At 64.0% G+C, this 13,283-nt stretch carries 13 protein-coding genes; all 13 read left to right on the top strand.

The features are described 5' to 3' along the window. Nucleotides 1-138 precede the first annotated feature (138 nt). The 13 genes from G453_RS0104630 to G453_RS0104570 all read left to right on the top strand — a co-directional run bounded on the left by G453_RS0104630 (nucleotide 139) and on the right by G453_RS0104570 (nucleotide 13,275). Nucleotides 139-1,320, top strand: a complete 1,182-nt coding sequence (locus tag G453_RS0104630; RefSeq protein ID WP_027190105.1) for an iron-containing alcohol dehydrogenase — start codon at nucleotides 139-141, stop codon at nucleotides 1,318-1,320. Nucleotides 1,321-1,409: 89 nt separating this feature from the next. Beyond that, the gene (locus G453_RS0104625) at nucleotides 1,410-1,973 is read left to right on the top strand and encodes a 4Fe-4S dicluster domain-containing protein (RefSeq protein WP_027190104.1); all 564 of its coding nucleotides are present in this window, start codon (nucleotides 1,410-1,412) and stop codon (nucleotides 1,971-1,973) included. Next, nucleotides 1,970-2,887 (top strand): CoB--CoM heterodisulfide reductase iron-sulfur subunit B family protein, encoded by a 918-nt coding sequence (locus G453_RS0104620; RefSeq protein WP_027190103.1) that lies wholly within the window; start codon nucleotides 1,970-1,972, stop codon nucleotides 2,885-2,887. The genes G453_RS0104625 and G453_RS0104620 overlap by 4 nt, the downstream gene beginning before the upstream one ends. Continuing rightward, complete coding sequence (locus tag G453_RS0104615; protein ID WP_027190102.1) at nucleotides 2,884-4,842, top strand: CoB--CoM heterodisulfide reductase iron-sulfur subunit A family protein; 1,959 nt, start codon at nucleotides 2,884-2,886, stop codon at nucleotides 4,840-4,842. The genes G453_RS0104620 and G453_RS0104615 overlap by 4 nt, the downstream gene beginning before the upstream one ends. After that, the gene (locus G453_RS22375) at nucleotides 4,830-5,315 is read left to right on the top strand and encodes a hydrogenase iron-sulfur subunit (RefSeq protein ID WP_084502099.1); all 486 of its coding nucleotides are present in this window, start codon (nucleotides 4,830-4,832) and stop codon (nucleotides 5,313-5,315) included. Before G453_RS0104615 ends, G453_RS22375 begins: the two co-directional genes overlap by 13 nt. Beyond that, the gene (locus G453_RS0104605; protein WP_027190101.1) at nucleotides 5,302-6,261 is read left to right on the top strand and encodes a 4Fe-4S dicluster domain-containing protein; all 960 of its coding nucleotides are present in this window, start codon (nucleotides 5,302-5,304) and stop codon (nucleotides 6,259-6,261) included. Before G453_RS22375 ends, G453_RS0104605 begins: the two co-directional genes overlap by 14 nt. Then, nucleotides 6,261-7,343, top strand: a complete 1,083-nt coding sequence (locus G453_RS0104600) for a 4Fe-4S dicluster domain-containing protein (protein WP_027190100.1) — start codon at nucleotides 6,261-6,263, stop codon at nucleotides 7,341-7,343. Before G453_RS0104605 ends, G453_RS0104600 begins: the two co-directional genes overlap by 1 nt. Further along, entirely contained in the window at nucleotides 7,340-8,176 is an 837-nt protein-coding gene (locus tag G453_RS0104595; RefSeq protein ID WP_027190099.1) for an FAD/NAD(P)-binding protein, read from the top strand. The genes G453_RS0104600 and G453_RS0104595 overlap by 4 nt, the downstream gene beginning before the upstream one ends. Nucleotides 8,177-8,196: 20 nt before the next feature. Next, nucleotides 8,197-8,673, top strand: a complete 477-nt coding sequence (locus G453_RS0104590) for a ferritin-like domain-containing protein (RefSeq protein ID WP_027190098.1) — start codon at nucleotides 8,197-8,199, stop codon at nucleotides 8,671-8,673. Nucleotides 8,674-8,745: 72 nt separating this feature from the next. Further along, nucleotides 8,746-9,582: a replication initiation protein gene (locus tag G453_RS22370; protein WP_051271674.1), complete on the top strand. Its 837-nt coding sequence runs from the start codon at nucleotides 8,746-8,748 to the stop codon at nucleotides 9,580-9,582. A 9-nt stretch (nucleotides 9,583-9,591) separates the two neighbouring features. Continuing rightward, on the top strand, nucleotides 9,592-10,734 hold the full coding sequence (locus G453_RS0104580) for an iron-containing alcohol dehydrogenase (protein WP_027190097.1): 1,143 nt from the start codon (nucleotides 9,592-9,594) through the stop codon (nucleotides 10,732-10,734). Then, nucleotides 10,734-11,951 (top strand): ATP-binding protein, encoded by a 1,218-nt coding sequence (locus G453_RS0104575; RefSeq protein ID WP_027190096.1) that lies wholly within the window; start codon nucleotides 10,734-10,736, stop codon nucleotides 11,949-11,951. The genes G453_RS0104580 and G453_RS0104575 overlap by 1 nt, the downstream gene beginning before the upstream one ends. Beyond that, entirely contained in the window at nucleotides 11,944-13,275 is a 1,332-nt protein-coding gene (locus tag G453_RS0104570) for a sigma-54-dependent transcriptional regulator (protein ID WP_027190095.1), read from the top strand. Before G453_RS0104575 ends, G453_RS0104570 begins: the two co-directional genes overlap by 8 nt. Nucleotides 13,276-13,283: the final 8 nt, after the last annotated feature.

The raw sequence follows: 13,283 nt of genomic DNA, 5'->3' as shown, positions 1-13,283 counted from the left end.
CTCCCTCCGACCAACGTCCCCTGTGTTAATACTTTGAAATTTAAAGACAATAATTTTGGCCTGAAACTTGCCTTGGGGAGGAGCAACAGATGAGCGCATGCTCATGACCACAACCCCCAACCCAAGGAGATGGAAGTCATGGCCGTGATCGAACAAGTCTACGGATTCTTCATCCCCAGCGTCACCCTGATCGGCATCGGCGCCGCCAAGTCCATTCCCGAGAAAATCAAGGCCCTGGGTGGTTCCAAGCCCTTGATCGTCACCGACAAGGGTATCGTGAAGGCTGGCATCTGCAAGCAGATCACCGACCTTCTCGACGCGGCCAAGATGTCCTACGTGGTCTACGACGACACCATCCCCAACCCCACCGACGACAACGTCCACGCAGGCGTCGAAGTCTACAAGAAGAACAAGTGCGACAGCCTGATCACCCTGGGCGGCGGCTCCTCGCACGACTGCGGCAAGGGCGTCGGCCTCGTGGTCGCCAATGGCGGCAAGATCCATGACTTCGAAGGCGTGGACAAGTCCACCAAACCCATGCCCCCGTACCTGGCCGTGAACACCACCGCAGGCACCGCGTCCGAAATGACCCGCTTCTGCATCATCACCGACACCAGCCGCAAGGTGAAGATGGCCATCGTGGACTGGCGCGTCACCCCCAACATCGCCATCGACGATCCCCTGCTCATGGTGGGCATGCCCCCCGCGCTGACTGCCGCCACCGGCATGGACGCCCTGACCCACGCCGTGGAAGCCTACGTGTCCACCATCGCCAACCCCATGACCGACGCCTGCGCCGAAAAGGCCTTCGAGCTGATCTTCAAGTACCTGCGCAAGGCCGTGGCCAACGGTTCCGACCTGGAAGCCCGCGAAGGCATGTGTTTCGCCCAGTACCTGGCCGGCATGGCCTTCAACAACGCGAGCCTGGGCCACGTGCACGCCATGGCGCACCAGTTGGGCGGCTTCTATGACCTGCCCCACGGCGAGTGCAACGCCATCCTGCTGCCTCACGTGGAGCAGTTCAACCTGATCGCCAAGGTCGAGCGCTTCGCCAAGATGGCCGAGATCATGGGCGAGAACATCGAAGGCATGCCGCTGCGCGCCGCCGCCGAGAAGGCCCTTTGCGCCATCCGCCAGCTGTCCACCGACGTGGGCATCCCCTCCGGCCTGGTGGAGCTCGGCAAGCGCTACGGCAAGGACGTTCAGGCCAAGGACATCGAGACCATGACCAAGAACGCCCAGAAGGACGCCTGTGGCTTCACCAACCCGCGCTGCCCCACCGACAAGGACGTAGCGGCCATCTACACCGCCGCCCTGTAGCATCATCCATCCCGAAATCCGGCCGTCCGGGGGGGCTCGCGCCCTCCCGGAGCGGTCCGGCAAACGCCTATGGCACTGGAATCATACCCATGGATGGAGTGAACATGAGCGCGTCTTTCGACGCGGACTTCGTGGCCCAGGTCCAGGCCGCCAGCGAGCAGAACCTCGCGCTCTGCTACCAGTGCGGCAACTGCACGGCAGGATGCCCCTACACCTTCGCCTACGACATTCCGGTCAACCAGATCATGCGTCTGGTGCAGGCTGGACAGAAGCACAAGACCCTCACCTGCAAGTCGCTCTGGCTGTGCGCCACCTGCGAATCCTGCACCACCCGCTGTCCCAACGACATCGACGTGGCCAGGATCATGGATGTGCTGCGCCACATGGCCAGATGTGAGGGCCACGCGCCGGAACGGGCCGTGAAGGTGTTCTGGGACAGCTTCCTGGAGTCGGTTCGCAAGCACGGGCGCGTGTTCGAGGCAGGGCTCCTGGCCAAGTACGTGGCCCGCACGGGCCGGGTCTGGACCGATTTCGATCTGGCCCCGCGTATCATCCCCAAGGGCAAGCTGGCGCTCAAGCCGCACCCTGTGAAGGGCCTTCAGGAGATGGAGAAAATCTTCAAGCGCTTCGAGGAGCAGGGGGGCTGTCTATGAGGGGCCATTCCTTCGCCTATTACCCCGGCTGCTCGGGGCTTGGCACATCCATGGAATACGACAGCTCCACGCGGGCCGTGTGCAAGGCCCTGTTCGTGGAGCTTCACGACGTTCCGGACTGGAGCTGTTGCGGCTCCTCGCCCGCGCACACCGTGGACCACGTGCTCTCCGCCGCGCTGTCCGCCCGGAACCTGGCCAAGGTGGAATCCACAGGCCGGGAGACGGTGATCACCCCGTGCCCAAGCTGCCTGACCAACCTGCGCACCGCCGGGCACCGCATGGAGAAGCCGGAATTTCGCGCCAGGGTGAACTCGCTCCTGGACACGCCCTGCAAGGGCGACGTCCAGGCCAAGTCCGTGCTTCAGATCCTGTTTGAGGACGTGGGCCTGGAGATGATCGCGGCGTCAGTCCAGAAGCCGCTCAAGGGCCTCAAGGTCGCGCCGTACTACGGCTGCATCATGAACCGTCCGCCCGAAATCATGCAGTTCGACGACCACGAAAACCCCATGGCCATGGACCGCATCCTGGCGGCCCTGGGCGCGGAAGTGGTCCCTTTCCCGCTGAAGGTGGAGTGCTGCGGCGCGTCCTACGGCGTGGCCCGCAAGGATGTGGTGGCAAGGCTCTCCAGCAGGCTTCTGGACACGGCGGTGAGCCTGGGGGCCGACGTGATGGCTACGGCCTGCCCCCTGTGCCAGATGAACCTGGACCTTCGCCAGGAGCAGGCCTCCCAGCACAGCGGCAGGGCCTATTCCATGCCGGTGCTCTATTTCACCCAGCTTATGGGGATGGCGCTTGGCGTGGCCGAGGCCGAGCTCGGATTCGACAAGCTCTGCGTGAGCCCGGCCCGGGCCTTCGAGGCCATGGCCGCATCGACCGTCGCCAACAAGCAGACCGAACGCGGGAGCCGGGTATGAAGATCGGAGTTTTCGTCTGCCACTGCGGCAGCAACATCGAAGGCACCGTGGACACCGCCGCCGTGGCGCGGGCGTCCATGCTCTTTCCCGAGGTAAGCCACGCCGAGGACGTGATGTATTCCTGCTCCGAGCCTGGGCAGGAGGCAATAATCGACGCGGTGCGCACCCATGGCCTGGACGGCGTGGTGGTGGCCTCCTGCACGCCGCGCATGCACGAGCCGACCTTCCGGCGCGCCGTGGAGCGCGCGGGCCTGAACCGCTACATGCTGGAGATGGCCAACATTCGCGAGCACGTCTCCTGGATCGGCAAGGACCGCACGGCCAACACCAACAAGGCCGCCGACTTGGTGCGCATCGCGGTGGAGAAGCTTCGCCGCAACAGGCCGCTCACGCCTAAAAGTTTCGACATCACGCGCCGGGTTTTGGTCATAGGCGGGGGTGTCGCGGGAATCCAGGCAGCCCTGGACTGCGCAGATGGGGGCATGGAGGTGGTCCTCGTGGAGAGGACCTCCTCCATCGGCGGCAAGATGGCCAAGCTGGACAAGACCTTCCCCACCGTGGACTGCTCCAGCTGCATTCTTGGACCCAAGATGGTGGACGTGGCCCAGCACCCGAACATCACGCTCTACGCCTACGCCGAGGTTGAGGAAGTGGCCGGTTACGTGGGCAATTTCAACGTGAAGATTCGCAAAAAAGCCAGCTATGTGGACTGGGTCAAGTGCACCGGCTGCGGAGCCTGCATGGAGAAGTGCCCCAGCAAGAAATCGCTGGACCGCTTCAACGAATCCCTCGGCGGCGCTCCGGCCATCAACATTCCCTTCCCCCAGGCCATCCCCAAGAAAGCAGTCATCGACGCCGGGTACTGCCGCCAGTTCATCAAGGGCAAGTGCGGCGTGTGCGCCAAAATCTGCCCCACCGGGGCAATCGACTACAAGATGCAGGACGAGGTCGTGGAGGAAAAGGTCGGGGCCATCGTGGCCGCCACCGGTTTCGACCTGTTCGACCACTCCAAGTACGGCGAATACGGCGGCGGGCGCTACCCCGACGTGATCACCGCGCTCCAGTACGAGCGGCTGCTCTCGGCCTCCGGCCCCACGGGCGGGCACGTGAAGCGACCTTCGGACGGCAAGGAGCCCAAAACCGTGGTGTTCATCCAGTGCGTGGGCTCGCGCGACAAGTCGGTGGACCGCCCGTATTGCTCGGGCTTCTGCTGCATGTACACGGCCAAGCAGGCCATCCTCACCAAGGACCACATCCCGGATTCGCAGTCCTACGTGTTCTACATGGACATCCGCGCGCCGGGCAAAATGTACGATGAGTTCACCCGCCGGGCCATGGAAGAGTACGGCGCGCGCTACGTGCGCGGGCGCGTGTCCATGATAGTGCCTCAGAATGGCAAGTACCTGGTGCGCGGCGCAGACACCCTGATGGGCAGCCAGCTTGAGGTCGAGGCCGACCTGGTGGTGCTGGCCGTGGGCGCCGAGGCCGCCGTGGGCTCGCCCCAGCTGGCCGAGAAGCTGCGCATCTCCTACGACAAATACGGCTACTTCATGGAGAGCCACCCCAAGCTGCGCCCGGTGGAGACCAACACGGCGGGCGTCTATCTGGCCGGATGCGCCCAGGGGCCAAAAGACATCCCGTCCTCGGTGGCCCAGGGCAGCGCGTCGGCGGCCAAGGTGTTGGGGCTCTTCTCCAAGCAGAAGCTGGAGAGCGACCCGCAGATATCCCAGGTGAACCTGCAACGGTGCGTGGGTTGCGGCAAGTGCGAGACAACCTGCCCATTCGGGGCCATCCACATGATCGACTTCAGGGGCCAGGAAAAGGCCGAGGTCATCGAGACGGTCTGCCAGGGCTGCGGCATCTGCGCCGTCACCTGCCCGCAGGGAGCCATCCAGCTCGAACACTTCACGGACAATCAGATTCTCGCGGAGGTGGAGGCCTTATGCCAGTTTTAGCAGGCAGGGAGCTGCGCATCGTCGGATTTCTGTGCAACTGGTGCTCGTACGGCGGGGCCGACACCGCAGGCGTGGGTCGGTTCACCCAGCCCACGGACCTGCGCATCATCCGGGTCCCGTGTTCGGGGCGCATCGACCCGCTGTTCGTGGTCAAGGCGCTTCTGGGCGGAGCGGACGGCGTGCTGGTGTCGGGCTGCCACCCGCGCGACTGCCACTACGCCAGCGGCAACTTCTACGCACGGCGCAGGCTGGAGGTGCTCAAGGGCATGCTGCCCATACTGGGCCTGGAACCCGGACGCTTCGAATACACCTGGGTCTCGGCCTCGGAAGGCCAGCGCTGGCAGCATGTGGTCACCAGCTTCACGGAGCAGATTCACACGCTGGGGCCATCCCCGATCAAGACGGCTTTCGGCCTGGGCATGACCACGGCCATGTCGGCCATGCCGGAAGGAGGCAAACATGCAGCCGCTTGAGGACCTGAAGGCCGCTATCAAAGAAGCCCTGCCTGGCCTTGATTTCGTGATCGGCTGGGAGAGCGGCTGGAATCCGCTGCTGGCCACGCCGCTTTTCATGTACGCTCCAGAGGATGTGGACAAGCTCACCTGGGGGCCGTTCAACGTGAACAACCCCGCCACCTACCTGTCGGCCCTCAAGGGCAAGAAGGTCGGCGTGGTGGTCAAGGGGTGCGACAGCCGCTCCGTGGTCCAGCTGCTCCAGGAAAAGCTCATCAGGCGCGAAGACCTCACCGTGTTCGGCATGCCCTGCACGGGCGTGGTGGACGCGACCAAAATCGCCCGCAAGGTGGGCGACCTGGGCATGATTAGCGGGGCAAAGCGCACCAACGGCACGTTAAGCGTCACAACGCACGAAGGCAGCCTGGACATCCCCTGGGAGGAGGCCGCCGCCGACAAGTGCCTGTCCTGCCAGTATCCCAACGCGATCATCTCGGACCACTTCAAGGGCGATCCCCTGCCGCCCACACTTGGGCGGGACCCCGCCGCCGAGCAGTTGGCCGCTCTTGAGGCCCTGGCTCCCGCCGAACTCTTCGCCCACTGGAAGGACGCCATGGACCGCTGCATCCGCTGCTACGCCTGCCGCAACGCCTGTCCCATGTGCGTCTGCCGGGATCACTGCATCGCCCAGACCCGCGACCCGCACTGGATATCCCAGGACGACACGGTCAAGGAAAAGCTCATGTTCCAGATGATACATTCCCTGCATCTGGCCGGGCGCTGCACCGAGTGCGGCGAGTGCCAGCGCGCCTGCCCGGTGGACATCCCCATTCTGGCGCTCAGACGAAAACTGAGCAGCGTGGTGAAGAACCTGTTCGACTACCAGGCCGGGGTTGATCCCAATGCCGTGCCGCCCCTGTTCACCTTCCAGGTGGAAGAGGCCAAAATCAACGAGCGGGGGTGGTGATGGAATCCTCCAGGTATCTTCCTGAAGCGTCGCTGGACGCCTGGCTCGGGGAGCTTGCGTCCTCGCACGAGCTCATCGTTCCAAGGCGCGAGGGCGACGCCATCGTGTTCGGGCCTTACGACCCGGCTGTGTCCCCGGATATATCCAGGGACGCCACGGCTCCTCCCAAGTCGACCGTGTTCCCGGCTTGCGAGGAGCTTATGCGCTATTCGTCCGTGAAGGACGCCGACGACCCGTCCAGGACGCTGGTCCGGATGGAGGAGGTCATGCCTTCCGGGTCCAGGGTTGTCTTTGGCGCGCGCCCCTGCGGGACGCGCGGCTTCACGGTGTACGACCGGGTGTTCGACGCACCGGCCATGCATGACCCCTACTACGTGGCCCGCAGGCAGAATACCCTGTTCGTGACCCTGGCCTGCTCCGAGGCGGGCAGCGCCTGCTTCTGCCACTGGGTGGGGTCAGGCCCGGCGGACGCCTCAGGATCGGACGTGCTGCTGGTCCCGGTGAAGGGCGGCTGGCTGGCGGAGGGAGTCAGCGACAAGGGGCGCGAGCTTCTCGACTCGCCGCTTTTGGCCCCTGGCGACAAGTACGCCGGAGAGGCCAAGGCGGCCAAGGCCAAGGCCATGGAATCCCTGGAGTCCGCAGCGGACCTGAAGCCCGCTCCCGAATCGCTGCTGGCGGTCTTCGACGACATGGAGTTCTGGAACCGCATGTCAGCCAAGTGCATCAGCTGCGGGGCCTGCACCTACCTGTGCCCCACCTGCTACTGCTTCAACATCACCGACGAGAACAAAGGCATGGAAGGCTCGCGTCTTCGCACCTGGGACAACTGCATGTCGTTTCAGTTCACGTTGGAAGCCAGCGGACACAACCCCAGGCCCACCAAGGCACACCGCCTGAAGAACCGGGTGGGGCACAAGTTCTCGTACTATCCGGGCCTGCATGGCGGGGCCATTGCCTGTTGCGGCTGCGGACGCTGCATCAAGAGCTGTCCTGCCGGGGTGGATATCCGCCAGATCGTCCTCGCCGCCATGGACCGCGCCAAGGCAACAAGCCAGGGCAACACGACAGGAGAACGCGCATGAGCTGCTCAGTGAACCCCTATCTGCCGGACATGGCAACGATTCTTGAAACGGTCCAGGAGACGCCCAACATCAAGACTTTCCGGGTCCGTCTGGACAATCCCGACCGTATGGCGGCCTTCAGGTTCCAGCCGGGGCAGGTGGGGCAGCTGACCTCATTCGGCGCTGGCGAGTCCACCTTCGTAATAAACTCGCCCCCTACCCGCATGGACTACCTCCAGTTCAGCGTGATGCGCGCGGGCGAGGTGACCTCCAGCCTGCATGGCCTGAAAGCCGGCGACAAAGTCGGCGTGCGCGCCCCCCTGGGGAACCATTTCCCCTACGAGTCCATGAAAGGAAAGGACGTGGTGTTCATCGGCGGCGGCATCGGCATGGCCCCGCTGCGCACGCTCCTGCTGTTCATGCTGGACAACCGCAAGGATTACGGGAGCATCTCGCTTCTCTACGGCGCGCGCAGTCCGGAGGACATGGCCTTTCGCGACGAACTGCCCGAGTGGCTCTCCCGGAAGGACCTGAACACCGTGCTGACCATCGACCGCGAGGCTCCAGGCTGGGAGCACCGGGTGGGGCTCATCCCCAACGTGCTGCGCGAGATGGCCCCCAAGGCGGAAAACTGCGTGGCCATCACCTGCGGGCCGCCCATCATGATAAAATTCACGCTCCAGGCGCTCAAGGAGCTAGGCTTTGCGGACGACCAGATCGTCACCACCCTGGAGAAGCGCATGAAGTGCGGCGTGGGGCTGTGCGGGCGCTGCAACATCGGCGGCAAGTACGTCTGCGTGGACGGGCCGGTGTTCACTTACGCGCAGCTGAAAGAGCTGCCCAACGAACTGTAAAAGCCAAGCGGGGATAGTATATGGCGGAATTCTTCAATGCGTCCGACGTGGTCGGAGCTGCCGTGGAGATGGAACGGCGCGGCCAGGCGGCCTACCGGCAGACGGCCAAGGCGACCACGGACCCCAAGGTGAAGCGTCTGTTTGAGAATCTGGCGGTGGAAGAGGCCAGGCACGAGGAGATGTTCAAGGCAATGGCCGAACGGATCGGTCCGGCGGAGCTGCCCGCCTGGAGTTCCATGGAGGAGTATAGCGCCTATCTTGGCGCGCTGCTCGATTCCCACGCCCTGTTTTCGCCCGGATTCACGGAGTCGCTGGCTGCGGCTTCGGTAAACCTGGACGACGCCGTGCGCCAGGCCATGCGCCTGGAAAAGGACTCCATGCTCTTTTTCCAGGAGATGCTCTACCTGGTGCCCGGTTCGGAACATCCCCTCATCCAGGAGTGCATCGAGGAGGAGCGGAGGCACCTGAGGCAGCTGGCGGCCATGCTCCAGACCTGAGCCTCTGACCAGGACCGGCAAGCCCGGCTCGCGGGCTCGTCCCGGCCATCACATCGGGCATGAGGAGTGCACATGTTCCTCGAAGAGTTTTCCCTGAATGCGGCCAACGTGTTTGCCCAGGAGACTTTCCGGGTCCCGGAGGGGCCGACGCTTCCCTACGCCCGGAGCATGATTGACGGCGGGGCGCCGCTGTTCCTGGCCTCCGACCTGTTTCCGGCCTGCTCGCTTCGGCGCAGGCGTCATCTGGAACGCGCCGCGCTCACGGTCCAGACCCAGGGGCAGACGGCGCTTTACAGCGGCGAGAGCCTGGATCAGTTCGATCAGGATGTGTTCATCGCCTGCCTGTTGGGCGAGATCCGGGGGCAGAGGCCCGCGAGGCGCTCCATGCGAGAGCTTCTGCGCACCATGGGGCGAAGGCACACCCCAGAGCAGATGGCGCGGCTGGAAGCCAGCCTCTTCAGGCTCGGCTCGGCCCGCATCGAGCTTGGCGACTCGCGCTTCGGATGCTCCATCCAGCTGGTGGAATCAGTGCTGGTGGACAGGGTGTACGGCGCTTGCCGCGTCCAGGTGTCGCCCGAGGTGAAGGCCGCGTTCCAGGGCGTGGGGGACATCGAGGCGCTGGCCAGGGTGCGCTTCAGCCTGGGAGCGAGACCTCTCACCAAATGGCTGGCTGGCCTGGTGTTCGTCCTGGGCGGTCAGAGCTGCCGTCTGGACCTGGAACGTCTGCGAATCCTGTGCGGGAGGGAGAAAATACCTCCCAGGGTTTTCGCCGGACAGGCTCTTCCGGCCTTGAGCACCCTTGTGGACATGGGGTACATTCATTGCGTGGGGCAATTTGAGCAGGGCAGGGTGATGGTCGAAAGCCGCCCTGGCCGCTCGCGCTCCAACGAATGCCAGCTTGTTTGGTGAGGAGACCGGATGAATGTAACGAAGTTCGCGATCCCGGAGATCATCTTCGGGCGCGGGTCCATGGTTCACGTTGGTCAATGCGCCAGAAGGCTGGGTGCGAAGCGGGTCCTCCTGGTCAGCGACCAGGGGTTGGAACAGTCCGGCTGGGTGGAACGGGTCACCGAGCTGCTTGAGGCGGACAACCTGGAGTGGGTCTATTACGGGGACGTGAACTCGAACCCCCGCGACCATCAGGTGCACACCGGGGCGCAGCTGTACCTGGAAGCCAAGGCCGACGTCATCATCGCCATCGGCGGCGGAAGCCCCATCGACGCGGCCAAGGGAATCGCCATCCTGGCCGGAAACGGCGGGGTCATCTCGGACTATGAGGGCGCGAACCGCATCGAGCGCCCCCTGCCGCCCATGATCTTCCTACCCACCACGGCGGGCAGCGGCTCGGACGTGTCGCAGTTCTGCATTATCACCGACGTGGCGCGCCAGCTCAAGATGTCCATCATCAGCCGCTCGCTGGTGCCCAACATCTCCATCATCGACCCGCTCATCCTGCTCACAAAAAGCCAGGAGCTCATCATCGCCTCGGCCGTGGATGCGTTTGCCCACGCCGTGGAGTCCTACGTGTCACGCATCGCGTCGCCGTTCACGGAAATCCAGGCGCTGCGGGCCATGGAGCTCATCCTGCGCCACCTGAAACCCGCCCTGGAGAAGAAATCCATCCACGCCCTGGAGCAGCTCTCCATCGCCAGCACTGCGGCGGGCATGTCCTTCAGCAACGCCGGTCTCGGCGCGGGCCACGCCCTGGCGCACTCCCTGGGCGGCATGTTCGACGTGCTCCACGGGCTGGTGCACCCCATCCTGCTGCCTGCGGTGATGAGCTTCAACATTCCGGCCTGCACCGCGAAGATCGGCAACATCGGCAGGATGATTCTCGGCCCCGGCGCGCGCTCGGACGAGGAAGCCGCCCTGGACGGCATCGACAAGCTCAAGCAGTATTTCGGGGAGTTCGGGGTTCCGGTGCGCCTGCGCGACATCCTGCCCGAGCGTTCCACCCTGGCCACCCTGGCCAAGGCCGCCGTGGGAGACGCCTGCAACCTGACCAATCCGCGCACGGCGGATGAAGACAGCCTGCTGGGCATCTGCGAGGAGGCCTGGTGATGAAGCATCACCCCTCGGTCGAAGACCTGATCGGCATCGAGCACTGCAAACTGGGTTTTTACCAGGAACTGCGCCTGAAGCTCGAGGAACTCCAGGAGAGCAACCGGGAGTCCGAGCAGAACCGCAGGGAGATCGCTGCAGTGCTGGATGGGATCACGGACATCATGATGGTCTTGTCCGAGGACCTGTGCATCATCTCCGTGAACCACGTGTTCAAGGAGGTTATCGGCATCGAGGAGCCCGAGGGCCGCTACTGCTACGAGATCTTCCGCAACGAATCCAGGCCCTGCCCGGAGTGTCCGGCGCACCGGTCTTTCCTGACCGGCGACGTCTGCCGGGAGACGGCCATCTTCAAGCTCGGCGACCGCAACCTTCAGTTCGAGATGGTGGCCTCGCCCATCCGCGACCCCGACAAGGACGAGCGCCGAATCCTCATCTTCAAGCGCGACGTGACCATGGAGAAGGAGTACCAGGCCAAGTTCTACCAGGCCGAAAAGATGGCCACCGTGGGCATGCTGGCGGCAGGAGTAGCCCACGAGGTGAACAATCCCCTGGCCTCCATTTCCGGCTTCGCCGAGGGCATCCAGCGCCGCCTGGGCCGCATGGACCTGCCCGCCGGAGCCGACCTGGACGACATCAAGGACTACGTGGACACCATCCTCAAGGAGTGCACGCGCTGCCGCGACATCGTGCGTACGCTGCTCACCTTCAGCCGCCCGGTTTCCTCGGGGTTCTCGCCGGTCAACATGAACGCCGTGGTGGAAGACACCCTGAAGCTCCTGCGCAGCCACCTGAAGCAAAAGGACCTGCGCCTCACCCTGAAGACGGACCTGTCCGAGGACCTGCCCATCATCTACGGCGACGAACCCCAGCTCAAGCAGGTGATGCTGAACCTGCTGGTCAACGCAGTGGACGCAGTGGACCAGACCGGGCGCGGCGAAGGAACCATCTGCATCCGAACCTATCCCGAGAACGACGAAGGGGTGGGGCTGGTGGTGTCCGACACGGGGTGCGGCATCCCCAAGGAACACCTGGACAAGCTCTTCGAGCCGTTCTTCACCACGAAGCCTGTCGGCAAGGGCATAGGCATCGGACTTTCGACCTGTTATGGAATAGTGCAAGAACATTGCGGCGAAATTCTCGCCTTCAGCGAACCCCAGAAAGGGTCGCGCTTCATAGTCAGGCTCCCCTCAACACCGGATGAAGATAGTGAATAGCCCTTATACAGTCCTGGTGGTGGACGACGAACAGTCCCTGACGAAACTCTTCAAGAAAGAACTGACCACACCTGAGCGCACCATCCACACTGCCGGAAGCGCCCGACAGGCTCGCGAGATGTTCCGCAAGACCCGTTACGACGTCGTGGTGCTGGACCTTCGCCTGCCGGACGGCGGCGGCCTTGAGCTGCTGGTGGATTTCCGCCACCGCACCCCGGACCTGGAAGTGATCATGATCACCGGGCACGGCAACATCGACAGCGCCGTGGAGGCCATGCGCCTTGGCGCTTACGACTACATCACCAAGCCCTTCAAGCTGGACGAGGTGGAGATCGTCGTGGACCGGGCCTGGCAGCGGGTGTGTCTCCAACGCGAGAACCGCAGCCTCAAGCATTCCCAGATGAGCGTGAAGCCCCCCATGCTGATCGGAGAATCCCAGGCGGTCAGGGAAATTCGCTACCTTATCGACAAGGTGGCCCCCACGGACGTGCCTGTGCTCATCACCGGAGAGTCCGGCGCGGGCAAGGACGTGGTGGCCCACGGCATCCATACCTCCAGCAAGCGCGCCGACAAGCCGCTCATCATCAAGAACTGCGCCACCTTGCAGAAAGAACTTTCGCGCAGCGAGCTGTTCGGCCACTGCCGGGGGGCCTTCACCGGAGCCACCGAGAGCCAGGAAGGACTCATGACCTTCGCCCACCAGGGCACGCTCTTCCTGGACGAGATAGGGGAACTCCCCCTGGAGGTGCAGGCGTCGCTCCTGCGGGTGCTGGAGAGCAAGACCTACCGCCGCGTGGGTGAAAAGGACGAGCGCCAGACCGACATCCGGCTGGTGTTCGCAACCAACCGCAATTTGCAGACCGAAGTGGAGGCCGGGCGCTTCCACGAGGCGCTCTACCACCGCATCAACGTCTTCAAGATACACATCCCCACCCTGGCCGAGCGGCGCGAAGACATCCCCCTGCTGGTGCAGTACTTCCTGAACCGCCTGAGCGCCGGTCAGACCCCTTGCACAGTGGTGGAGGGGGCCATGCGCTGCCTGTTCAACTACTCCTGGCCGGGAAACGTGCGCGAGCTGCGAAACGTGATCGAGCGTGGCATCATCCTGGCCGAGAACAGGCTCATCACCGAACAGGCCCTGCCGCGCGAACTTTTGGACAAGGGAGACGAGCAGCAGGGAGTCCTGTCGCTGGATTCCGTGGAGCGCACGCACATCAAGCGCGTGCTCCAGTACCACGGCGGCAACCGCTCACTGGCTGCACTGTCGCTTGGCATCAGCCGCAAGACTCTCTACCGCAAGATTCTGGAATACGGGCTGGAGTAGGGCGCACG

It is taken from the genome of Fundidesulfovibrio putealis DSM 16056 (assembly GCF_000429325.1).
GTDB classification, from domain to species: Bacteria; Desulfobacterota; Desulfovibrionia; order Desulfovibrionales; family Desulfovibrionaceae; genus Fundidesulfovibrio; species Fundidesulfovibrio putealis.
Note: the sequence above shows the minus strand (reverse complement) of the source record. Positions and strands in the feature narration are given on the sequence as shown.